Annotated in this window: 17 protein-coding genes; 10 read left to right on the forward strand and 7 right to left on the reverse strand. The window is 67.2% G+C overall.

All coding sequences use genetic code 11. The annotated features are described in order from the left end of the window. Position 1: 1 nt before the first annotated feature. Positions 2-202: a DUF2795 domain-containing protein gene (locus G1H10_RS33535; RefSeq protein ID WP_163744517.1), complete on the reverse strand. Its 201-nt coding sequence runs from the start codon at positions 200-202 to the stop codon at positions 2-4. 154 nt (positions 203-356) lie between these two features. Here G1H10_RS33535 and G1H10_RS28890 point away from each other — a divergent pair, with 154 nt between their 5' ends. From G1H10_RS28890 to G1H10_RS28905, 4 genes are all read left to right on the forward strand, one after another. Continuing rightward, on the forward strand, positions 357-758 hold the full coding sequence (locus tag G1H10_RS28890; protein WP_163744573.1) for a MerR family transcriptional regulator: 402 nt from the start codon (positions 357-359) through the stop codon (positions 756-758). Next, positions 755-2,344, forward strand: coding sequence for a peptide chain release factor 3 (locus G1H10_RS28895; protein WP_163744518.1), 1,590 nt, complete (start codon positions 755-757; stop codon positions 2,342-2,344). The genes G1H10_RS28890 and G1H10_RS28895 overlap by 4 nt, the downstream gene beginning before the upstream one ends. A gap of 2 nt (positions 2,345-2,346) precedes the next feature. Then, positions 2,347-2,700 carry a hypothetical protein gene (locus G1H10_RS28900; protein ID WP_163744520.1) on the forward strand — a complete coding sequence of 118 codons (354 nt, stop codon included), beginning with the start codon at positions 2,347-2,349 and terminating at the stop codon, positions 2,698-2,700. A gap of 140 nt (positions 2,701-2,840) precedes the next feature. Continuing rightward, positions 2,841-4,880, forward strand: coding sequence for a HelD family protein (locus G1H10_RS28905; protein WP_163744522.1), 2,040 nt, complete (start codon positions 2,841-2,843; stop codon positions 4,878-4,880). Here G1H10_RS28905 and G1H10_RS28910 read toward each other — a convergent pair. Genes G1H10_RS28910 through G1H10_RS28920 form a run of 3 tightly spaced genes read right to left on the reverse strand, consistent with a single transcriptional unit; the run spans position 4,877 to position 8,606 of the window. Further along, the gene (locus G1H10_RS28910; protein WP_163744524.1) at positions 4,877-5,929 is read right to left on the reverse strand and encodes a LacI family DNA-binding transcriptional regulator; all 1,053 of its coding nucleotides are present in this window, start codon (positions 5,927-5,929) and stop codon (positions 4,877-4,879) included. The genes G1H10_RS28905 and G1H10_RS28910 overlap by 4 nt on opposite strands. Continuing rightward, positions 5,926-6,882 (reverse strand): ROK family protein, encoded by a 957-nt coding sequence (locus G1H10_RS28915; protein WP_163744525.1) that lies wholly within the window; start codon positions 6,880-6,882, stop codon positions 5,926-5,928. Before G1H10_RS28915 ends, G1H10_RS28910 begins: the two co-directional genes overlap by 4 nt. After that, positions 6,882-8,606 carry a class I mannose-6-phosphate isomerase gene (locus tag G1H10_RS28920; RefSeq protein WP_174264760.1) on the reverse strand — a complete coding sequence of 575 codons (1,725 nt, stop codon included), beginning with the start codon at positions 8,604-8,606 and terminating at the stop codon, positions 6,882-6,884. The genes G1H10_RS28915 and G1H10_RS28920 overlap by 1 nt, the downstream gene beginning before the upstream one ends. A 216-nt stretch (positions 8,607-8,822) precedes the next feature. On the opposite strand from G1H10_RS28920, the gene G1H10_RS28925 reads away from it, so the two are divergent. The 5 genes from G1H10_RS28925 (at position 8,823) to G1H10_RS28945 (ending at position 16,392) form a co-directional block, all read left to right on the forward strand. Next, complete coding sequence (locus G1H10_RS28925) at positions 8,823-10,142, forward strand: ABC transporter substrate-binding protein (RefSeq protein ID WP_163744527.1); 1,320 nt, start codon at positions 8,823-8,825, stop codon at positions 10,140-10,142. Beyond that, positions 10,139-11,059, forward strand: coding sequence for a carbohydrate ABC transporter permease (locus tag G1H10_RS28930; RefSeq protein WP_216853771.1), 921 nt, complete (start codon positions 10,139-10,141; stop codon positions 11,057-11,059). Before G1H10_RS28925 ends, G1H10_RS28930 begins: the two co-directional genes overlap by 4 nt. 14 nt (positions 11,060-11,073) lie before the next feature. Continuing rightward, a complete protein-coding gene (locus tag G1H10_RS28935) occupies positions 11,074-11,880 on the forward strand; it encodes a carbohydrate ABC transporter permease (protein WP_163744531.1) in 807 nt (268 codons plus the stop codon). 84 nt (positions 11,881-11,964) lie between these two features. Further along, the gene (locus G1H10_RS28940; protein ID WP_163744533.1) at positions 11,965-15,150 is read left to right on the forward strand and encodes a glycoside hydrolase family 38 N-terminal domain-containing protein; all 3,186 of its coding nucleotides are present in this window, start codon (positions 11,965-11,967) and stop codon (positions 15,148-15,150) included. 39 nt (positions 15,151-15,189) lie between these two features. Then, entirely contained in the window at positions 15,190-16,392 is a 1,203-nt protein-coding gene (locus G1H10_RS28945) for a glycoside hydrolase family 76 protein (RefSeq protein ID WP_163744535.1), read from the forward strand. A gap of 18 nt (positions 16,393-16,410) precedes the next feature. Here the strand turns inward: G1H10_RS28945 and G1H10_RS28950 are convergent, their stop codons facing one another. Continuing rightward, entirely contained in the window at positions 16,411-16,986 is a 576-nt protein-coding gene (locus tag G1H10_RS28950; RefSeq protein ID WP_163744537.1) for a TetR/AcrR family transcriptional regulator, read from the reverse strand. Between the two features lie 90 nt (positions 16,987-17,076). On the opposite strand from G1H10_RS28950, the gene G1H10_RS28955 reads away from it, so the two are divergent. Continuing rightward, a complete protein-coding gene (locus G1H10_RS28955) occupies positions 17,077-17,964 on the forward strand; it encodes an SDR family NAD(P)-dependent oxidoreductase (protein WP_163744539.1) in 888 nt (295 codons plus the stop codon). A gap of 112 nt (positions 17,965-18,076) precedes the next feature. Here G1H10_RS28955 and G1H10_RS28960 read toward each other — a convergent pair whose 3' ends face one another. Together G1H10_RS28960 and G1H10_RS34815 are read right to left on the reverse strand one after the other, a co-directional pair. Further along, positions 18,077-20,443, reverse strand: a complete 2,367-nt coding sequence (locus tag G1H10_RS28960) for a M14 family zinc carboxypeptidase (protein WP_163744541.1) — start codon at positions 20,441-20,443, stop codon at positions 18,077-18,079. Positions 20,444-20,743: 300 nt separating this feature from the next. Continuing rightward, positions 20,744-23,962 (reverse strand): LuxR C-terminal-related transcriptional regulator, encoded by a 3,219-nt coding sequence (locus tag G1H10_RS34815; protein ID WP_163744543.1) that lies wholly within the window; start codon positions 23,960-23,962, stop codon positions 20,744-20,746. Positions 23,963-23,973: the final 11 nt, after the last annotated feature.

Consider the following 23,973-nt stretch of genomic DNA (forward strand, 5'->3'; position numbering starts at 1 on the left):
GTCAACGGGCGAGGTCGGACAGGTGCGGCCACAGCTCACGCACCGCGTGGTACGTGGCCTCGGGCAACTGTTGAAGTGCGTGGATGACCTCCACACGGGCGCGGTTGGCGGTCGCCCACGCGAGCAGGTCATCCTTGTTCGCCGGGCACGTGTCAAAGGCATCGCCAACGGCGTCGGCAATCTCCACCCGCGTGACATTCACAACATGGACTCTACCCTGGCGTCATAGATAACTCGCACATCGACCGTGTTCATTTGAGCAGTGCAGCTGAATCGGACATCGTATATCTCCCGTGCGTTAGAATTGGAAACTTCACCAAAGATCGTCGGAAGGCGTGGTCGTGTCGCTCCAGCACATGCAGATCGGTGAGGTCGCCGAACGGGTCGGGCTGTCCCTGCGCACCATCCGGTACTACGAACAGGTCGGACTCGTGCCCCCGTCCGCCCGCACCCCAGGAGGCTTCCGCCTCTACACCGAACCCGACGTGGCACGCCTCAACCTGATCAAACGGATGAAGACACTCGAGTTCTCGCTGGAAGAGATGGCCGAACTCCTCAGACTGATCGATCAGCTCAACGACAGCGACACATCCCCCGAGGACCGTCAGAACGCCATCGACCGGCTCAAGATCTACCGAGCCATCACACAGGAACGCTGTGACGCGCTGCGCGTCCAACTGGAAACCGCCGATGCGTTCTCCGCGGACCTGCGGCGTGAGATCTCCCGTCAGCGACGGCTCGCAGGCAAACGGTCATGAGCGGCAGCACAGGCGGCCAGCTGCTGGCCGAAGCCAAGCGGCGACGCACCTTTGCCGTCATCAGCCACCCCGACGCCGGAAAGTCCACGCTGACCGAGGCCCTTGCCCTGCACGCGCGGGTCATCGCCGAAGCAGGCGCCGTGCACGGCAAGGCTGGACGCAAGAGTGTGGTGTCCGACTGGATGGAGATGGAACAAACCCGCGGGATCTCCATCACCTCCGCCGCCCTGCAGTTCGCCTACTACGACTACGTGGTCAACCTGCTCGACACGCCCGGCCACGCCGACTTCTCCGAGGACACCTACCGTGTGCTCGCCGCCGTCGACTGCGCGGTCATGCTGCTCGACGCCGCGAAGGGGCTCGAACCGCAGACGCTCAAACTGTTCGACGTGTGCCGTTATCGCGGTATACCGGTGATCACCTTCATCAACAAATGGGACCGGCCCGGCCTGACCGCGCTGGAACTCTGCGACCAGCTCGAAAACCGGATCGGGCTGCAGCCCACCCCGCTGACATGGCCGGTGGGCGAAGCGGGGCACTTCCGAGGACTGCTCGACCGCCGCAGCGGAGACATGGTGACCTTCGAACGCGCTCCGGGCGGAGCGCGCATCGCCGCTGAACGCCGGCTCACCCCCGATGAAGCCCGCGGATACGGCGCCGACTGGGACACGGCAATGGAGGAAGCTGCCCTACTCGACGAGCACGACGACGCTTCGTTCCTGGCAGGCAAGACCACACCGTTACTCTTCGGCGCCGCGGTAGCCAACATCGGCGTCAGCCACCTGCTCAACGTCCTCGCCGAGCTGGCGCCTGCCCCGGCCGCTCGGCCCGACAAGACAGGCACACCGAGGCCCGTGGAGGCGCCCTTCTCGGCGCTGGTGTTCAAGGTCCAGGCCGGCATGGACAAAGCACACCGGGACCGGGTCGCGTTCATGCGTGTCTGCTCCGGGCGGTTCGAGCGGGGCTCCGTGGTCACCCACGCCGCCACCGGGCGCCCGTTCGCCACCAAATACGCCCAAGCCATCTTCGGGCGGGAACGCGACACCCTCGACCTCGCCTACCCGGGCGACATCGTGGGCCTGGTCAACGCCTCGGCGCTGCGGCCCGGGGACACCCTGCACGACAAGCAGGCACCGGTCGAGTTCGCCGGCATGCCGTCGTTCGCGCCGGAACACTTCGCCGTCTGCCGCGCCGTTGACACGGGACGGTCCAAACAGTTCCGGCGAGGTATCGAGCAGCTCGAGCACGAAGGCGTCGTCCAGATCCTGCGCTCGGACCTACGCGGCGACGCCGCCCCCGTGCTGGCCGCGGTCGGCCCACTGCAGTTCGACGTCGCCGCCCACCGGCTCGAGCACGAGTTCGGCTCAGCCGTACGGCTGGAACGCCTGCCCTACTCCCTGGCACGCCGCACCCGATCCGAGGACCGCGACACGCTCGACGCCGAACACGACGTCGAAGTGCTCGAACGCGGAGACGGTGCGCTGCTCGCCCTGTTCAGCGACAAGTGGCGACTGTCCTCCGTACAGCGACGACACCCCGACCTCCTCCTCGAACCGCTGGTCGCCGGCGGCGAAGGCGAGACCTGATCATGACACGATCCTTCGACTGCCCCACATGTGGCACCGACGACGACGTATACGGCACACGCGTCGACGACGACCGCATCATGCTCAGATGCGAACGATGCGCAGCCGAGTGGCCCCGCGACGAGACACAGCGATGCGCTACCTGCTCAGGTACCGACATCTCCACCGTCCCGCGTGCTGTGCTGGCCGGGGGCCGGGCCACCGTCCAGTCCATCGTCGGCCGCCAAGACGTCCCGGTATGCGCAGTCTGCGACCGAGAAGCGGTCGAGACCTACACCCTCCGTGGGCACGCCCTGCCGCCGGGCCACATCACGGCCGCCTCTCAGCCCAGGGATACACACGATGAGCGGGAGTGAGAGATCGCTCACCTTACCGGACCGTCACCCTTACGCCACGGTAGAGTCGGCACTTCGGCGAGCGCCCATCTCATAGGTGCGTGTCACTCGGGACAACCGACGCCACCGAATCAATCGACTGCACCAGGAGGCTTCTGTCCGTGTCTGAGCTCGACCTGCAGGCCGAGATCGACCATCACCACCGCGTGCGCGAGGTCATGGCGGCCATGCGCCAATCGACCGTCGATCGCATGGAGAAGTTCGAAGCCGACTTCATCGAGAGCAAACGAAACCGCTTCGCCGATGATGCCGGCCCGGATCACAACCTGGCTCAAGCTATGGCCAAGCGTCGTGACGGTCGCTTGGCCGAGCTCGCGGAGCGTGATGTGCCGATGTTCTTCGGGCGGCTGTGGTTCGATTCGGGCGCCGATTACCACGTGGGTCGGCTGCACGTCGCAGACGAGAACGACGGCTCCCAACCGCTGGTGGTGGACTGGCGCGCCCCGGTGGCCGAGCGCTTCTACCGGGCGTCGGTGCACACGCCGCTGGAAGTGACCCGCCGCCGACGCTTCGGTTTCCGCGGCTCCGTCCTGACCGGATTCGAGGACGAGGATCTCTCCCTCGGCCATGAAGGCGGGTCCGATCTGCTCGCCACGGAGATCGAGCGGCCACGCACCGGGCCGATGCGCGACATCGTCGCCACGATCCAGCCCGAGCAGGACGAGCTCATCCGGCGAGACCTCGACACCACCCTGTGCGTGCAGGGAGCACCAGGAACCGGTAAGACGGCCGTCGGGTTGCACCGCGCGGCTTGGCTGCTCTACACCTACACGGACAGGCTGGAACGCAGCGGCATGCTCGTGGTCGGGCCGAACGAGAACTTCCTCAGTTACATCGCCCAGGTTCTGCCTGCGCTCGGCGAGCGGTCCGTATGGCAGGTGACCGTCGACCGGCTCACCGGTGCTGCCGACGCACCAGGGCAGGATGCCGACGACGTCGCGCTCCTCAAACACGACGCACGGATGGCCGAGGTGTGCCAGCGCGCGGTCTGGCAGCACCTCGGCCGCGCCGAGGAACCCCTTGTCGCCCCCTATGAAGGCAACCGGCTGGCACTCGGCTTCGACTACCTCACCGACGCCATCGACCGGGCGCGCACCTCCGCCCGCACCTGGGAAGCCGGACGCAAGTCCCTCGAGCAGACCATCCTGCACGGCCTCATGAGCCAGTACGAGTCCCGCACCCGGCGCACCGCTGACGGCCGCTGGAAGGCCGCGATGAAGCGACACCCCAACGTCAAGCAGTTCCTCGACACCGTGTGGCCACGCCTGACCGCCAAAAGGGTGCTGCGCAGGCTCACCACCAACGAGACGTTCCGATCCGACGTCTGCGCCGGGTTACTCAAGGCCGACGAGGCCGATCTGCTCCACACCACCAACCGGGCATCCAAACCCACCGCAGCCGACGTCCTCCTGCTGGACGAGATCGAGGCCCAGCTACGCCCGCTTGCGCCGGAGCGAACGTACGGCCACATCGTGGTCGACGAGGCGCAGGACCTCTCGCCGATGCAGTGCCGCGCGATCGCACGGCGCACCGCGAACGGGTCGCTCACCGTCCTCGGCGACCTCGCACAAGGGACGACCCCCTGGGCCGCACCCGACTGGCCCACACAGATGAGACACCTCGCTCACGACGACGCCGAACACACGGAACTGGCCACGGGGTACCGCGTTCCCGCGGCGATCATCGACCTCGCCAATCAAGTCCTGCCACATCTCGGCGTGACTGTCTCGCCGGCGCGCTCCATCAGGTCCGACGGCGCACTCGAACTGATCCACGCCGAGGACATCCCCACGGCGACGGCCGACGCCGTTCAGCGCGCATTGGCCGACGAAGGTCACGTCGGAGTCATTGCCACCGACCACGTGATCGAGGCCGTCCGCGCGATCATGCCCACCAGTGACCGCGTTGACCTCGTCCCATCCGCTATCGCCAAGGGTCTGGAATTCGACCACGTCGTGCTCGTCGAGCCCACCGACATCGCCGAGGCGACCAGCGACGGCATGGAACGGCCAAGCATCGGGTTACGACACCTCTACGTCGCCCTGACCCGCGCCGTCTCCTCACTCACCATCGTCCACACCCGGCCGCTCCCGCCCGAACTGGACCCCTCCGCGGCCACGACCACCGCCACAGCCACCTAATCCTGCCGGGGCTCCCGGCTTCGTGCATGCTGGGTGACGACATCGACGTGCACGACCACCCTGGATGCGGGACGCTCTGCCCGTTCCTCTCCGCCGGCCGACCGCTCATCCAGACGCCGCAGGAGAAGCTCGCCGGCGCCGCGGCCCATCTGCTCGGCGTCGAAACTGACGTACGTCATGCTCCGGTCCAGCAGGCTGGCGTATTCGAGGTCATCGAAGGCCGCGAAACCTATCTGGTCACGGGAGCCGATGGCGCGCAGGACGCCGAGGGCCAAGCGGTTGTTCGCGGCGAAGATCGCCGTCGGTGGCGTCGACAGTCGCAGCATGCGCGCCGCGGCCGCCTCGGCCGTGACGGTGTCGGTACCGGAGCGATCGACGTAGCGACTTGTGACCCGGACGCCCTGCTCGTCGAGTGCGGCGCAGTAGCCGCGGTACCGCTCGGCTCCGGTGTATGCGGCCGGCGGGGTGCCGATGAAGGCGATCCGTCTGTGCCCCTCCGCCAGCAGACGACGCGTCACCTCGTGGGCGCCCCCGAAGTCGTCCACCAGGACGCAGTCCGCATCGAGGCCGACGGGCGGCCGGCCGGCCAGCACCACCGGTGTGCCGCGCATCGCCGGCTCGTTCATGTGGCTGTGGTCGTAACTCGAGGGCACCACGACAATGCCGTCGACGCGCCGTTCAAGCAGGTTCTGTACGAGCTCTCGCTCGCGGTCCGGGTCCTCTTCGGTGTTTCCCAGGATGACCCGCTTGCCACGCTTCTCGATGACCTCCTCCACGCCGAGCGCGAGACGGGAGTAGAAGGGGTTCGAGAAGTGTGTGACCACGACGCCGATCAGATCGGAGCCGCGACCGAGCTTGAGGCTGCGGGCGGAGTCATTGGGCCGGTATCCGAGCTCATCCACCGCCTCGAGCACTCTGGCTCGGGTCGCGGCGGATACCCCGGTGTCGCCGCGCAGCGAGCGGGACACCGACATCGGGCTCACGCCCGCCCGCCGGGCGACGTCACTGAGGGTCGGGCGGCGGGACGGTCCCGGTGCGGTGGCGGTCACGCTCCTCCTTCCTCGCTGGCGAACGCGCCGGCGACCGCGCCGGCCAGCGCGCATCCCTCGGTGTCGGGCTCATAGACCAGCAACGGCGGTGCTTCCTCATACCCGAGACCGCGGCGCAGGGACGGTTCGATGACGTCCCAGGAGCGGGAGATGGAGCCGCCGACGACGACCGCCGTCGCGCCGAAGCTCTCCAGGAAGGGCCGCATCGTCCGCCCCAGGCTCACCATGGCGTCGTCGAGTGCGCTCCGAGCCGCGGACTCGTCGCGGCGGGCGCGTTCCGCCACCTCTTTGACCCCATCGACCGACCGGCCCGTGGCCGCCCGGTACGCCGCGACGATGGCACGGGTGGACACGACATCCTCCAAGGGACGACCGCCATAGAACAACACGTGTGGGCGGCCTCCGGGGATGACGTTCTCCGCTTCGGGGACGAGCCGACCGTCCACGGCGAACGAACAGCCGACGCCGGTCCCCAGGGTCAGGGCCATGCACCGGGAATGGCCTGCGATCGAGCCGCCGGACAGGGCGCCCAGCAGGAAGGCGTCGGCATCGTTGGTGAATCGTACGCGATCGGCCGGCACTCCCAACCGCTCCGCCAGCGTGGCGCGGACGTCGACGCCGTACAGCGACGCGAACTTTCCCACGCCGTCGAACCAGGCAACGCCGCGGTCATAGTCGAAAGGACCCGGAACCGCCAGTCCCCACGTGCCGACACCGTTCGGCCCGATGTCGACGGTCTGGGCGGCGATACGTGCGCCGACCGCGGCCAGGGCCACGATGACGCTGTCGCCACTCGTGTCGGAATCGATCGGCCGGCGCTGACGGGATCCGTCCACGATCCGCAGGCTGCCGGTGTCGATGAGCGCTCCGGTGACATGACCTCCGCCCAGTTCGAGAGCTCCCGCGACGGCGACCTCGGCCGGAGCAGCGGAGCCCGTCGTCTCGATACCCATCAGTCCTCCCGAATGACGGATCGTACGACGCGGGTCATCGTCGTTCCAGTCCGCCGGACGGCATAACTGCCCACGCTCGCGGGCACGACGAGCGTCTCAGCATAGGCGAGGTGGTGCGATGCGCCGGCGTCCAGCTCGATCGTCACCCCCTCGCCCTGCACCACGTTGAGGACGTGGAAGCCGTCGTCGGTGTTCGTCCACACCGGTGTCGGACTGTCCAGCTCAAGCCGGCGGACCTCGAAGAACATCTGCGGCAGCGCACCGAGCAGCTCGTCCCGCCAGCCGGTGCCACGACGCAGCTCACGCGGACGCTGCACGAGGTCGCGGACGACGGCCTCGCCGGTGCGCTCCCGGTCGAGGTTGGTGAAGGCATGGTCGACGTGCACGGGACGCCGCGCGCCCGCCGCGTCGGTGCGCAGCCAGTCGTAGAACCGCAGCGAGTACAGGTACGGGGTCGCGCTGATCTCCAGCACCACGTTACCGGCCCCGCTGCCGTGCGGCGTTCCCGCGGGAATGAGAAACAACTGGTGCTCATCGGCGGGGAAGGTCTGCACGTACTGCTCGATGTCGAACTCGGCACCGTGATCCTCGGCGTGGTGCGCCTGCTTGGCGAACACGCCCACGTCGACGCCTTCCCGCAGGCCGAGGAACACCCGGGAACCGGGCGAGCTCGACATCAGGTAATAGGTCTCGTGTTGCGTATAGGGCCAGCCGAAGACCCGGCGCATGTAGTCGGGCTGCGGATGGCAATGCACCGAGAGGTCGCTGCCGCCCTGGGTATCGAGGTAGTCGAACCGGATGGGAAAGCTCGACCCGAAGGTGCGGTGCACACGGGCGCCCAGAACATCGACGGGATGCCGGGAGACCAAGAGCTGCAGCGGCACTTCGGCGGCGAGCCGGCCGTCGCCGATGAGGATCCCGGACTCCGGCGCGATGAGCTCATAGCCCAGGGCGGTGTTGGGCGCTTCACGGTGCATGCCCAGCGTCCGTTGCGCCCAATGCCCGCCCCACGGCGTGGAGTTGAACCAGGTCCGCGTCCGGAACGGACGGTGTGCCAGTTGCCTGAGCGTCGCGGCCAGCGTGTCACCATGCAGCTGAGCCGGGGCGGCCGGCTCCTGCATGTCCAGCCACCGGGCCATGCCATCCGTCACCGCGTCACGATGGCGGTCCAGGAGCGGCCAGTCGACATAGAACAACCGCCGGGTGGTGGCAGGGCCGTCATCGGCGCCCTGGCCGAGGTTCACTCCTACGCCCTCGGCAACCGCCCGCTCCGCGTGCCTTTTCGGCAGGTCTGCGTACCAGAGGACATCATGCTCGGCGAACGCGGCGCCCGGACCGATCACCACGCGAACGTCGGCTACACCGGTGGCATCCGACGGGCCCGGCCGACGGTCGAACAGGTCCGAAAGCTGAAGGGACGGTATCGACTCGAAGTCCGGGTCCGCCTTCAGCGCCATCGACGACGTCCGGGCCAGGACCTCCTTCCACGGCGCCAACGCGTCGGCCGCCCGGGAGAACGATATGGTCCGTCCGGCGCCGCGAACGGCATCCCCCAGGCCACGGACCAGCTCATCCCAGGCCAGGATCACCGGGCCCTCGACCGCCAGAACGCATGGGACGTCCGGTAGTGCAGCCGCTGCGGCGGCCCAGCCCCGCTCGACGTGTCCGTCAATCGGCGCGTACGTCACACACGCGTCGTACACAGGGGCAGGAGGACTCGCCATGTTCGGCTCCTCGGTCTGATCCGGTCAGGATGGTATCGCTACCGTAACCCTAACCTCACTCTTCGCACATGTCATGTGCTGAAATCCCCGATCAGAGGACTTTATAAAATTAGTTGATTTACAGGTCTTGTCGGTAAGGCGTAGGTAGCGATAACGTCACTGCCAAGTTTGTGTGCGGAGTCCAGGAGCCAATGACGAGACCCGACGGAGGTCCGCATGTCCGCGACGACCCGGTCCCCTGCAATGACCCGGTCCACTCCAACAATCGATCGGCGAACAGTCCTGCGCTGGGCAAGCGGTCTGGGGGCGGCAGCGATCCTGCCCTCATGCGCTCGCGGGACTCTCACCAGAGCCGCACCCGGCGACGACGTGACGCTCAACAACGACAACCCGACCTGGGCGCCAGGTTTTGAGAGCGCCGGTGAGGTACTACGCGCCAAGACTGGTCACGGCTTCGCCATCCGGGCCGTGCCCGACGTCAGTAGCTATCAACAAGTCGTCCGCATGTCGGCCCAGACCGATTCCACAACTGACCTGGTCAAGTGGTGGAACGGCTACCGGCTCCAAGACGTGGCACGGGCCGAGATCTTCGCCGACCTGACGGCCGCGTGGGATGAGGCGGAACGCAACGGCTGGGTCGACCCGTCGCTTCGCGAGAGCTTCAGCTACGACGGCAAGCCGTACGCCGTCCCGATCTACCAGTCCTACTACGCCGTCTTCTACAGCAGGCCCGCCTACCAGCGGCTGGGGCTGGAGGTGCCGCAGGATTGGGACCAGTTCATCGCCAACGCACAGGCACTGCGCGACGACGGGGTCACACCGATCCTCAGTGCCGGCGCCAGCAGCTGGGAATCACTGATCTGGTTCCAGCAGCTACTCATCGGTCTCGATCCGGACTTCTACGCGGCCCTGACCGAAGGAGCGGCCTCGTACACCGACGACACGGCCCAGGAGGCCATGGCGATCTGGGCCGACATGTACGAGCAGAAGCTGTTCTCACCACCGGACTCTCAGGTGACCGAACTGCCGGGCCGCTTCGCGGAGGGGTCGGTGGGAATGAACCTTCACGGCGTCTGGAACGCCAACGCCTTCGCCCAGGCGGGCGTGGACGAGGACACGTTCGGGCTGTTCCTGCTGCCCGCCGTGGCTGCGACCGCGCCGCCCGCCGTCGTCACCGAGAGTGGCGCCCTTGCGGTGACCGTCAACGCACACAAGATGACCGAGGCACTGGAGGTGGCCGGCGCGTGGCTCGACACGGATGTCCAGCAAGCCTGGGTCGACTTCCTGAGTGACCTGTCGGCGAATCCATCCGCGCTCCCGCCGGTTCAGCCCGTGCAAGATCTGGCAGCACAAATCGAGCAGGCTTCACCCGTCCTGGCCACACGTTACTGGGAAGCGTCCCCGCCCGTGCTCGTGGAGGGCAATGTGGAGGAGCTGAGCGCGTTCATGACGGAACCGACCCTGGCGATGGCGAAGTCCACCCTGCAACGTATGCAGAACCGCGCCGACGCCGAGTGGGACAGGTGGTCGATGTGACTGCTCTGGACGAACGAAACTCGGCGCTCACCCCGCGCACCAGGCCCGCTCGGCCGGGAAACTCTCAACGGCCCCACGGCAGCCTCCTGCTGTTCCTGTTTCCCGCCGTCGCGCTGGTCGGCATCCTGCTCATACTGCCGTTCCTCTTCACCGTTTACCGGAGCTTCTTCCGCGACAACGGATTCAGCCGCAGCTGGGTCGGTCTGGAGAACTACACCACTCTTCTCACCGACGACATATTCCTCCGCTCGGTGCTGAACACCGGGATGTGGACGGCGGGCACGCTCCTGCTGCCGGTCCTGCTCGGGCTCCTCATCGCCGTCGGCACCAACAGCGTGCGCTGGGGACCGATGGCCCGATTCGCCATCGTCCTGCCCTACGCGCTCTCCGGTTCGGTCACCGCCCTGCTGTGGAACTTCATGCTTCAGACGGACGGCGCCACCAACGCCATGCTCGACTCGCTGGGGCTCTCGACGCTCGAGCGCTCCTGGCTGCTCGAGTGGCCCATGAACACCATCGTGATGATCATCGCCACCACCTGGCAGGCCACCGGGGCGAGCATGATCCTCTTTCTGGTCGGACTGCAGGCGATTCCCGCGGAGACGATCGAGGCCGGTCGCGTCGACGGCGCCGGAGGATTCCGCCTCTTCCGCAGCATCGTGCTGCCTCAGCTCAGACCCATCAGCGTCGTCGTCATCGGCATCTCGCTGGTGAACAGCCTCAAGACGTTCGACATCGTCTGGCTGCTCACGCGCGGCGGGCCGGGCACCGAATCCGAGACGCTCGCCCTGACGATGTACCGGCAGACCTTCACGCTGAGCCGGTACGGATACGGCGCCGCGGTCGCGGTGATCCTTACCGTGATCGTCCTGCTCGCCTCCTGGACCTACCTGCGGCGTCAGCTGCGGACGAACTGAGAGGGGCTTGAACAATGGCGCGACGCGTACGTGATGTGCTCCTGATCGGAACGGCGCTGCTGTGGCTGATCCCGACCTACCTCGTCGTGGTCAACGCCTCCACGGCGGCCGACGACTACGCCGGGCCGAGCTGGTGGCCCGGTTCCTGGGGATTCTTCGACAATCTCTCCACCGCTTTCGAGACGGCCGATATCGGGCAAGCGATGTCGAACAGCCTTCTCTACTCGACCGGTGCGGCGCTGATCGCGGTGGGCGTCGCCGCGCTCGCGTCCTTCGCCGTCGTCATCATGCCCGTCAAGCGGCCGGCGGTGTGGTTCTGGGCCATCTACACCGGTACCCTGCTCCCGCTGCAGGTGTTTCTGTCCCCGCTGTTCAACGGCTACGCGGACACATCCCTCTACGACACCCAGTACGGCATGGTGCTGATCTACGCCGCGATCGCGGTTCCCTTCGCCTTCTTCGTCATCCGCAACTACATGACCACCGCACCGCGGGAGATGATGGAGGCGGCTCAGCTCGACGGAGCGAGCTGGATCGCGATGTTCGTGCGGATCCACCTGCCGCTTGCTCGTGGCGCACTCCTCGCCGCCTTCCTATTCCAGTTCCTCGCGACCTGGAACGACCTGCTCTTCGGCATCACCTTGTCGACCAGCCCGAACGTGCGTCCGCTCATGGCGGCCCTGGCGGAGTTGAACGGCCAATACGCCGGCCTCGGCCCGCCCGTGATTCTCGCTGCCGGCCTGGTCGCATCCGCGCCCACGGTCGCGCTGTTCCTCGGCTTCCAGAGATTCTTCGTCAACGCCCTGAAACTGACCCCATAGCCCCCTGCCACTGCTCTCCCCTCTTCTCCCCTGGACCCAGCACCCGCTCCACCTCGCATCGCCCGCAACGAGATTGGTATTCGAATGACAACTCGCGCCCTGGTCAAAGACCATCCCTGGTCCGCCGACAAGGCCCGCTCCGGACTCATCCGTCTCGCCGTCGCCGCCGAAGAGGTCCTCGGCGGGCGCCGGATCCGGCTGCTCCCCGAGCCGTTGCTCCGGCGCACGGACGACGGCACCATGCTCCAGTCGGTCCGGATCCTCGGCGACGGGGACGGCGAGACCGGCCTCGGGAACCGTGGGATCGGCGACGTCGTCGTTCGGATGTCGTCGTCCGGCACGGCCCTGAAGGCCGAGACGCTTCCCGGCCCGGGCGGCACCACCCGGCTGCTCGTGCCCGCGGTCAGCTCGCCCACCCAGGTCACGGTCGAGCTTCCGCGACTGGCCGCCGACCGGCGGATCACCGTCGAGCTGCTGCCTGTCCGGGAATGGTCGGTCCACCTCGTGCACCACTCGCATCTCGATATCGGCTACACCGATCCGCAGGGGACGGTGCTGGGCGAGCACGTCTCCTTCCTCGACTCCTGCCTCGATCTGACCCGGGCCACCCGTGACTGGCCCGAACCGGCGCAGTTCCGGTGGGCGGTCGAGTCGCTGTGGTCCTTCGAGCAGTGGATGGCGGCGCGCCCGGCCGAGCGCGTGGACGAGTTCCTCGAGCGCGTTCGGGACGGGCACATCGAGCTCACCGCCATGCCATACAACCTGCACACCGACACCTGTTCCACCGACGAGCTCCACGAACTCCTCCGCCTCGCCCGGCACGTGCGCCGCCGGTACGGCGTCCAGATGCCGGTGGCGATGCAGACCGACGTCCCGGGTACCGTCGCGGGTCTCCCTGATGCGCTGGCCCAGCTGGATGTCAGGTACCTCTCCGTGGCGCACAACTGGGCCGGCCGATCGGTACCGCACCTCAACGGCGGTCACAACCTGCCCCGCCTGTTCAGGTGGCGCTCACTGGCCGGGAACAGCGTGCTCGTCTGGATGACCGACAGCCCGCACGGGCTGGCCTACATGGAGGGGCCGGTCCTGGGGTTCTCGACCTCCTACGACATGGTCGACGACCTGCTGCCCGCGTACCTGACGTCGCTGGCCACCAACCCCTATCCGTTTCCCCCGGGCATGTTCGGCTGGCACGGCCCGGCGGTCACCGACCGCGAGCCGTACCCGTGGGACGTGATTCATCTGCGTGTGCAGGGGCATTTCAGCGACAACGCACCACCTCGTCTCATTCACTCCGACATCGTCCGCCGGTGGAACGAGACGTGGGCCTTCCCCCAGCTGCGCCTGTCCACCAACGCGGACTTCTTCCGCCAGGCGGAGCAGCGCGTCGGGAGCCGGATCCCCACCTTCACCGGGGACTGGGGAGACTGGTGGGTCGAGGGCGTCGGCAGCGGCGCGCGGCCCCAGGCCATGACCCGGCGGGCACAGGCCCTGGTCACGGACGCACAGACCGTCAGCAGTATGTCCCGGATGCTCGCCGGTCAGGGGCTGCACGACGAGCACGAACACTCGAGCCGCGTGTACTCCTCCATCTCGCTGTTCAACGAGCACACGTGGGGTGCCTCCGACCCGTGGACCGACGGCGACACCGGGCGCAGCTCGGGTGAACAGCAGTGGCATTGGAAGTACACCCGCGCGATCACGGCACACGACGACGCCGAGGTCTTCCTCGACCACGCAACCGCACGGTTCGGTGCGCACCTTCGCGAGACTCCCGACGCCGACGCCACGTACTACGCGGTGAACACGGCCGGATTCGCTCGCTCCAGTACGGTGTCGCTCTTCGTCCGGGAGAGCAAGATTCCGCTCCATGTGCCGGTCACGGTGCGGGACTCTCGCACCGGGGACGCGCTGCCCTGCGAGACGATTCCGCAGACGAATCCCAGCACCCGTGACGCGGGCCGCTTCTTCCGGGTACACGTCCCGTCAGTACCGGCAGTGGGTGCAGCGAGACTGACCGTCCACGCGTCGGCGCCTGACCCCGATGCGGCAGGACCAGAGCCGGGCACCCAGCCCGTCGCCGAAGATCCATTAGTACTGGAGAACGAGCACCTTCGGGTCCGGGTGGACCTGCAGAACAGCTGCGTGGCGTCGATCGTGGACAAGGCGACCGGCCGGGAGATCGTCGACCAGGCGGCCGTCGTCGGCATGAACGCCTACGTGTATGACACCTACACCACGGCGGGCGGCTACAACCACCAGTCGAACAAGACGTCCGTCTCCGAGGAGCTCGAGCTCCTCGGCAGCCGCACGCTGGCCAGGCCCAGCGCCCTGCTGGAGCAGACCAGCACCCCCACCGAAGAGCGGCTGACCTACGAGTTCGCCGCCGACGGCGTCCGCTGGGCGAGGGTCACCCTCGTCCTCCCCCGCGACGCCGCCCACCTGGAGATCGAGAACCGGCTCTCCAAGCCGGCCACGATGACCAAGGAGAGCGCCTACTTCGCCTTCCCGTTCGCCGTGCCCGAGCCGACCGTGCGCTACGAGATCACCGGCGGGACGACCGGCCCCGGCCTGCCGCACGTCCCGGGAGCGCCCCAACACATGCGGGCCGTGCGCAACTGGGTGTCCTTCGAACACGACGACATCGCCGTCGCGTGGGTGACCAGGGACGCCCCGCTGGTGCATCCGGAGGTCGTCCCGCTGCCGTACGCGCCGTTCCCGGACAGTATGTCGCCGCGCCAGCCGGCCACCGTCTACTCCTGGGTTCACAACAACGTCTGGGACACGAACTTTCCGTCTCAGCAAGGGTTCGAGACGTCTTTCCGTTATGCCATCGGGGTGCGCCGGGCCGGCGAGCAGGTGTCCGCCACCGCACTCGCGATGCGGACGGCGGTCGAGCTCACCAACCCGGTGATCGGCGTGCTCGCCACGGGTGAGCACGCCGACACCGGCGCGCTTGACCACGCCGAACGGTCGCTGTTCCAGCTGGACGACGACCGGGTCCGGCTCGTCTCGGTCACGGCGGCCACGGACATCCCGGCGGCTCCTGGCGTGAACGCGGCCTGCCTGGTCAAGCTTCAGTCCTATGCCGAGGAGCCGGTCACGGTGAGGCTGCGTCTAGGGATCGAGGTCACCGGCGCGGCGACGGCCACGTACCTCGGCGATCGTCTCGAAGACCTCGAGGTGACCGGTGACGGTATCGATGTGTTCCTCCCCCCGCACGGCGCAGTTGCCGTCCTCCTCGACGGCGAGAGATCTGGTCACAGGTGACGACCGTACGTGCCACATGATCGACGAAGGAGATCGACCATGAACCACTCCAGACTGTCCCGCCGCACGTTCGGTACCGCGCTCGGCGGCATCGGGATCGCCGCGCTTGTTCCGTTCACCAACCAGCGAGCCGGCGCTGCCACGGGCAACGGCCTGTGGCGGCGACGGGCGCTTGCGAGCTACGACGCGCTTCAGCGGTATTTGTACCTGCCGGACAGCGGCCTCTATCGGGAGAACTATCCGGTGCACTCGGAGGAGAATCCCTACTCGTACGTGTGGCCGCTCCGGGAAGCCACCGCGGCCACACTCGACGTGGACCGCCTGCCGGCGACCGGCACGCGTTTCGCAGAGGACGTCGTCCGGCGGTTCCAGGCTCTCGAACACTATTGGGACGCCCAGAAAGGCGCGTACGACTCGTACCTGCCGCCGCCGCTCGGGACGGGTGGCGACGCCTTTTACGACGACAATGCCGTCATCGGCCTGGAATTCATCCGCCGGTACCGGATGTCCGGCCAGCAGGACATGCTATCGCTGGCGGCCAGGGTCTTCGATTTCCTCCCTCAGGCGTGGGACACCGACCCGACGCGAGAATGCCCAGGCGGGATGCATTGGGTCCACGCCGATTGGAACCCCTACCAGGGAGGCACCAACGTCACCAGCCTGGCGTCAGAGCTCGCGGCACACCTGTACGAGGAGACCGGCGAAAGCCGCTATCTCGACTGGGCACGACGGACCTACACATGGGTCCGCGACTGCATGCGCCGCGGCGACGGCCTGTACGCGAACGGGATCCGCCTGGACGGGACGATCGAGGAGACCCTGTGGACGTACAACTCCGGATCGATGGTCGGCGCGGCGACGCTGCTCTACCGCGCCACGGGCGACGAGTCCTACCTGCGCATGGCTGTTCAGGACGCCGACGGCGCCATCGAGTATTGGGCAGAGAGCGACCGCCTCTACAGCCAGCCGGCCATATTCAACGCGATCCTGTTCGCCAACCTGTTGCTCCTCGAGTCGGTGCTAGCCGATCGGGCTCGGGGCATCCGGGACATCATGACCCGGTACGCTGAACAGATCTGGAAGCTGAACAGGGACGACGAGACGGGACTGTTCCACTTCCAGGCCTCCGGCGGTGGCCCGCCAGATCCGGACCTGCGGCCTCACACGCTGCACCAGTCAGGCGCGATCCAGACATTCGCCCTGTTGGCGTGGCGGAGAGATGACTACGACGACGCCGCTTGAGTTCTCAGCGCTGGCCGCTTACCTCTGAACCCCGGCCTGGTCGCCGAGCAATGCCAGGAAGTCCGCGACCAGGCCGTCGGGGGACATCGTCGCCTGCTGGTCTTTGTTCAGGTGGCCGGCGAATTCGAGATCGATGACCCCGTTGGCCAATGCCCGGATCAATTCCGCCACCCGTGTCGACTCAACCGTTGCCGGGAGCTTGCCGCCCTCCCGCTCGACATCGACGGCTTCGAGCAGGGCCGACCAGGCAGCATCGGCGGCCCGTCGAAGATCGTCGTAGTCCCCTTGCCATGGCCGGTAAACCAGGCGGAACCGCCGTGGATACGCCAGTGCCCGGGCGACGTAACCACGCATCGCGTACGCCAGCTCGCGCCCGTCGCGGCGCGCGTCGATGAGAATCCGCGCGTAGGCATCCAACTCCCGCGCGGCCACCGCAGCCAGGAGATCGTCCTTGTCGGTGAAGTGTTTGTAGGGCGCGTTGTGCGAGACCCCGGCGCGCCGACCCACTTCGCGCAGCGTCACGCCAGCTTCCCCACCATCATCAAGAAGCTGAGTCGCGGCATCGATCAGCGCCTGTCGAGTCGAACCGGCCATGGCGTCATGATAGGCCGCAAGTTGACACCGTCAACCTGAGCGCCTAAGGTTGACGGTGTCAACCTCATCGATGGGGGCAGGTGTCGAGGAATGACATGGAGCGTTCAAGGTCGACTTGCGGTGGTCACCGGCGCGAGTTCGGGAGTCGGTGAGCAGATCGCGACTGGGCTTGCCGCCAACGCGGCCACGGTCATCCTGGTCGCGCGCGACGCAACCAGGCTCGAGGCGGCGAAGCGACGGATCGCGCGAGTTGCGCCCGGGTCCGATCTGATCCTGGAGCCGGTCGACCTCTCGGATCTGGACCAGGTCCGAACACTCGCCACAAGGCTGACCGAGCAAAACCCGTCAATCGTCGTCAGCAACGCGGCCGTCATCGCCCCACTCGACGACCGCACCTCCGCAGGGTTGCACCGGTCACTGGCCACCAACCATCTCGCCCCGTATCTGCTGCTGCGCACGCTCGCCGAGCAGCCAGCCGAGCAACCCCGCCGGTTCGTCGTCGTCGGAGGCCATCCTGGCGGGCTCCGACGGGTTCCAGTCGACCTGGACGACCTCAACGCCGACACCGGGCGCGGCCTTGGCTGGCCACCGAGCATACGGCCGTTCGCCGCCTACGGACGTACCAAGAACATGAACGCGATGTTCGTCTACGGGCTCGCTCAACGGCTCCGTGGCACGAGCACCACGGTCAACGGCGCCCACCCCGGCATCGTCAGAGGAACCAGGCTGAACCGCCACGACCGCGGTGCCCTGAGGATCTTCGGGTCGGCCATCAACCGGCTCTCCGGCACCGACGACGGCGCCCACACACCCCTATGGCTGGTGACATCCCCGGACGTCGAAGGCGTGACCGGACAGTTCTACGTCGACCGCAAACCCGTGCAGACCGCCCCGCACACCACCGACCCCGAGCGTGTCGAACGGCTGTGGCGGAAGAGCGCCCGTCTCGTCGGCCTGCCGGATTCGGCGTCGATCTAACCTGCCTCGCGACGTGCTCCGCATGGCCGACGTCGCCACGAACGGCACGCCCGCACGTACGAGGCGTCCACAAGGACCGTCACCGACGATCGGCTTCCCGATGACCGTTGACCTATTCGGCCGCTGACCAGAAGACCGCGTTCGCGACCTGCGGGTACAGACCTTTCGGGTGGTCGCGGAACAGCGGCCGGGTACCGAAGAGAACGACCTTGGCGTCGACGTCGCCGGTCCCGGACACGACCGTCGCTCCGGAGGCCGCGGCGTCGTGCCCGATCCAGTGACCGGAGACGAAGAAGTCGCCCGTGCCCAGCCGCTCGTCGACCGTCGCTTCGGGCGGCACGTCGGTGAACCATACCGGCGCGTACACGAACGAATGCCCGTCGGCCGGATAGGCGCCAGTGGTGGGTGCGCCTTCCGTTCGGTGCACTTCGACGATGCCGTTCGCCCGGAACGGCCCGGACTCAACGCCGACGGTCAACGACCCGGACGCGCTGCTGAACTCCGCGCCCGTCGTGCCGCCGCCGATCACGCCGCCGCCGTCAAGGTAATCGTCCACCCTGGCACGGGCGGCATCGGTGAGGTCACCGTAGACCAGGCCCGACGACACCCATAGCACGTCGATGTCGTCCAGTGACTGGCCATCATTGAGCAGCGACGTCGACACAGGCGTCACGTCGAAACCGAGCGTCGTCAAGGTGTAGAACTCGTCGCTGGAGCAGGCACAGCCGATATCGACCGGGGACAGCTCGACCGCGTCGGCCGGCACGCCGTCCAATGCCACGACGTCCACGCCACGTCCCGCCACCTCGCTCCGCACGGCACGCTCGGCCGACGACGAGGCGACGATCCGGCCGTCATCCGTTCGCGCCAGCGACACGCCGTCGTCGAGCAGAGTGTTCACCGCTTGCACGGCGGCGGCGTCGGTGAGGTCGAATCCATAGGCGGCCACCTGCCCGCGTGGCATGGTGCCCGACGCCTGCTGCTCGCCACGGACGGGTGCGGACCGTGGGTTGAAGGGCAAGCCGGCGTCGACGCGGACCACGTCGGCGCCCCACAGCAGGCCGTGACTCCAGCCGCTGATGTCATACATCTGCGGAACGAGCTCACTGATGTCCCAGCCGTCCTCCAGAATCGTGTTGGCCAGGCCCCGCTTCGGCTGCTGCATGTCCACCACGTACGAACCCGCCGGGTACGTCGTTCCGTCCACGGCGAGCGGCCGATTGAGCCGCTCCACCCGCACGTCATTCAGCAGCAGGTGGTTCACAAGGTTGACCGCTGCGGCATCGCTGCCCTGGCCGTCGCCCATCGGTATCACGTATCCCTCGGGCCACGTGAACTTGCCCTGGTCGCCGTAGATACGGTCGTCCGGGAACTCCGCCGGGTCGGTGCCGATGAAACCACGGCGGAAGATCTCCATCTGGTCGAGCACCATCTCCAAGCGGTTCTCGCTCACGTACTCGAGCGCCGCCCACACCGTGGTGGCATGCGCCTCGGTGTTGATCTCCGCCCGGCGCTCGCGTTCCTCCGGCGGCAGTCCAGGGCTCTGTCCCAGATGCGTCTCCAGCGTGTGCCCGTACGCGCCGTGGTACATCGCGTACATCGGCGTGAAGATCGGCGGCCAGTCGTCCCAGTCGCCGGGGTCCCAGTCCTCTGCCGGAATCACCGGATCGGTACCCAGATGGTCCTTGGCCACCAGAGCGTCGGCCATGGCGTGCGCCTGGCCCAGTGCCCAGTCGATGTAAAGGTCGTACTCGTAGTTCGGGTTGTGCGGCGGCGTGGTCGGCTCGAGGAGGTAACCGCCGACATAGCCGTGCAGGTCGAGCATCACCATCGGGTTCCACTCGGTGATCACGTCGAGAGTCGCGTGCGTCTCCGGCTGCGACGCCGTGATCAGGTCGCGGTTGAGGTCGAAACCGTTGCCGTTCGCTCTGGTTCCGTGCACGCGTCCATCCGGGTTCGCGACGACGTTGAACAACGTGACGGTGTTCTCCAAGACCTCCATGGTCCGCGGATCATCGTCGAACGCGAGCCGTTCGATCAGCTCGAGCGTCGCGTCGACGCCCTCCCATTCGTTGCCGTGTATCGATCCGGCGACGTACACCGGCACGACGAAGTCCTCGAAGTCCGCGGCCCGCTCCTGAGCCAGCTCCGGGTCCCGCAGCATGAGGTTGCGCAGCACCCGGTACTTGCCGAAGTTGCGTCGCGCCTCGGGTGCCGCGACCGTCACGAGGTAGATGTCGCGGCCTTCGGCGCTTTGGCCGATCACCTCGACCTCGACCCGTTTGCTGCGCTCGGCGATGTCCGCCAGTGCCGGAGCGATCTCATGGTACGGCGTGAGCCCCGGCGGGAGGTTGACATTCTCCTCGGCAGGCGGCGTCGGCAACGACGACGCACCTACGGCCGATGTCGCGACAGTGGGCACGATGAGCGCCGAGGACACGGCCAACCCCACCACTACACGAGTGATACGACTTCTCACGAGCCACCTCCGGCGCCTGTGTGGCCAAACCCGACGAACGCGGGCGGATCGTCATCATTCCGGGCGATCCCGGCAGTGAGGTTACACACGGATCACCGGCTCGTGAAGCCTCCACGGCACCCGCTGCGGCATCGGCATCGGAGGCCGCGGCGATCGGGGAGGTCGTATGGGAGGTGGACGCCTGAGAACGAGAAGGCCAGGGGTGGGCGCCACGAGCGCCCACATCGAGGCCTACATGGCGACCTCTCAAAGCACATGCAGCGGCCAGATCAAGACGACACATAGCTCGCGTCGTGGCGATCACTCAGGCATGTGTCCGCTCTGGATCACCAGCTGTGCGAGCTGCGTACGATTGCTGATGTCGAGCTTGGTGAAGATGTGGCCCAGATGAGTCTTGACCGTGGTACGCGACACGTACAGTCGCTGTGCCACCTCCGGATTGGTCAATCCTCTGGCGACCAGAACGGCGACCTGCCGTTCCATCGGGGTCAGGCTGTCCCAGCCCGTGCTCGCGCGGCGTGCGCGCGGCGCGTACGCTCGCAGCACATACGCGGCGGCATCATCGATGCCCATAGCCGTGCCCTCGCGCCACGCCTCCCCGAAAGCCGCAGCGCCGAGGTCCGTTTTCAATTGCTCGTGTACCGCGTTGTCTCGTGCACGATCACCGGGGGAACGGGCGAGGTAGCCCATGGCGATGCTTGCGTGGGTCGCCGCCGCTGCCAAGCGTGTCATCTCGAACGGCTCGCCGTAGGCGGGGTTCTCGGCGAGCAGTCGGAAACTGTCGACATAGAACGTGCGCAACCGGAATTGGACGCGCAGTTTCAGGGCATCGACCGTGTGTTCAAGAGCACGTACCGGATCCCTCTCGAGAACCAGAACGGCCAACTGGTCCAGCGCGTCAGCGACGGCGTGCGGTATCTCTAAGGCTCGGCCGACATCGACGCCCGCCATGGCCATCGCGTGCGCCTCGTCGACATCGCCAAGTTCGCGCAGAACCGCGCTCAAGGGCGCAAGCGTTCGAGCGGCGATCCAATTGGCATAGCTGGACTTGTCGAACTCCAGGCTCCGCCGTAACCAATCCCTGGCCAGAGGGTAGTCACCGGCCCACCAGAGAAGTTTGCCCATGATGACTTCGGCGCTGACGGCATCGGCATCCGGTCCGCCCTCATCGAGGGAACGCACGACCGACGACATCAGCGCCACGCCGTCCTCGACCTGCCCGTTCAGACCGAGAGACCACGCCAGGTTGCCGGTGTTGGTACCGATGGTGAAGTAGTCCCGCAGAGGTCGGCAGCGGCGCAGGGCTTCCCGGGCGAATGCGACGGCTCGTGTGACGTCTCCCTGGAAGAGCGCGGCCCACTGCTGGACGGCTTGCGCGAACGACCCCGCAAACCTGTCATTGTGCAGGTCCGCGTCCACGGCGAGCTCGACGGCGACGGTCCTGGCGCGCTCATGGAGGTCCCGGTTGGTCAGCGAGCAAGCCACGAGTAGCCAGCCGAGCCGTCGGGCGAACCCGTCGGCGGCCGTGAGGCCGGCGTCTACGGCGACGCGAGACAGCCGCTCACACTCGGCGAAGTCGACATAGAACAGCTCGTATGCCCGCACGGCGAGACAACGCGCCCGGCCGACCTCATCTCCCGAGGTCAACGCGACCTGCTCTCCCCGCTTCGCGGCGTCGGATCCGACGGTTCGCCGACGGCTGAACAGTCCGGCCATGGCGATGCCCGCCCACAGGCGCGCGTCCAAACCGTCGCGATCGTCGTCGGACAGCTCCAACGCTCGGGTGAGAATCGGCACAGCGCGGCCGCTCTGTCCGGTGAGGCACCAGTACAGGGACAGTGCGGCGGCCAGCCGACGGGTCGGCTCGGCGAGACCCGAGGCGAGTCCCCAATCCACGGCCGCGTGGAGATCGTCCCGTTCCTGGTCGAGCGCGCGCACCCACTGATCTTGGTCTTGAGCCAACCGCTGTTCACAGGTTTCCGCATGTTCACAGAACCAGGCCAGGTGCCTGTTGAGAACCTGAACGCGCTCCTCCTCCGTCATCCGCTCGGCTCCGTATTCGCGCAGCGTGTCGAGCAGCCGATACCGAGTCGGCCATTGGTCATCCATCGTGGAGAGCAGGGATTTGTCCGACAGTCGACGAACAGCCTGCAACGTCTCGGTGATACCGGCGGGCGAGTCGGTGCATATCGCGGCCGCGGCCTCGACAGAGAATGACGATCTGAACACGCTGAGGCGCCGGAACAGGAACTGTTCATGCGGAGACAACAGGTCGTAACTCCAGTCGATGGACGTCCGCATGGCGTGGTGCCGGTCCGTCGACCACGGAGGTCCACCGGTGAGCAGCCGAAAACGCTCGTCCAAACCGCGCAGGATTCCCTGCGGGGAGAGCGTCCTCGCCCAGGCGGCAGCGAGTTCGATGGCGAGGGGCAGGCTGTCCAGTCTGATGCACAGTTCCCGGATCTGGTCTGCGTCGAGCTCCGACGCGATGCCAGGGTGTGCCAGCTCTGCACGGTGAACGAACAAGGTGGCGGCATCGTGCGTGTCCAGTGGCGGGATAGCCCAGACGACTTCACCGCCGGCGCCGAGGGGCTCGCGGCTCGTGCACAGCAACCGGACCCCGGGACACGTCTCCACGAGTCGCTCGGCCAGCGCACGCGCCTCGCGCAGTACTGGTTCACAGGTGTCCAGCACGAGAAGCAACTCCGCCGACTCCAGCTTCGTCGTCAAGGTCTCGAGCGGTTCTTTCTTCTCGTTGATCGGTATGTCGAGTGCGTCCGCGACTGCTCTGGCGACGCTGGTCCGCGCGTCCGCACCGCCTAGATCGGCAAGCCACACGCCGTCCGGCCAGCGATCGATCAGGCCCGCACCGACGTGCATCGCGAGGCGAGTCTTGCCGGCGCCGCCCTGCCCGACGAGAGTGAGGATGTGGTGCCGCCGCACGAGTTCGGCCAGAACCGACTGTTCGTGTCGGCGGCCGATGAAGCTCGTCAACAGCACGGGCAGGTTGTTCGGGAGGGTGCTCAGCGAGGGCACCACCGGCACATGATCCTCGGCGGCCTCGTCGGTGATCGATAACAGCCGCACTGGCGGCCCCAGGTCTCGGAGCCGGTGGACGCCCAGGTCATGCACCTGCCGGCCAGGCACGCACCATCCACGCGCGGCGTCGAGTGACGCCGAGACCAGCACCTGGCCTTCGTGGGCCACGTCGAGGACATGGCGACATCGCTCGACGACACCGGGATCGACCGCGTCGACCGTCCGGCCGGGTGGTTCCGAAGCCGGTAGGTCGGTGACGCGGCACAGGGCGGCCCGTCGCCACGCGCGCGCCGAACGGCCGTCACCCTCGAGGCGGGCAGACAACGCGTCGGCGGCGGGCGCTTCGAACAGCGCGATGCAGCCGGTACCAGCGTACGGAGTCGCATCAAGTGCCCCGCATTCACGAAGATGACGGCACGCCAGCAGCGCATCGCGCTCAGAATCGAGCTCGACGAACATCAGCCACGTCGTGCCATCCACCGGAGCCGACC

It is taken from the genome of Phytoactinopolyspora halotolerans, from assembly GCF_010550675.1.
Classification (GTDB): Bacteria; Actinomycetota; Actinomycetes; order Jiangellales; family Jiangellaceae; genus Phytoactinopolyspora; species Phytoactinopolyspora halotolerans.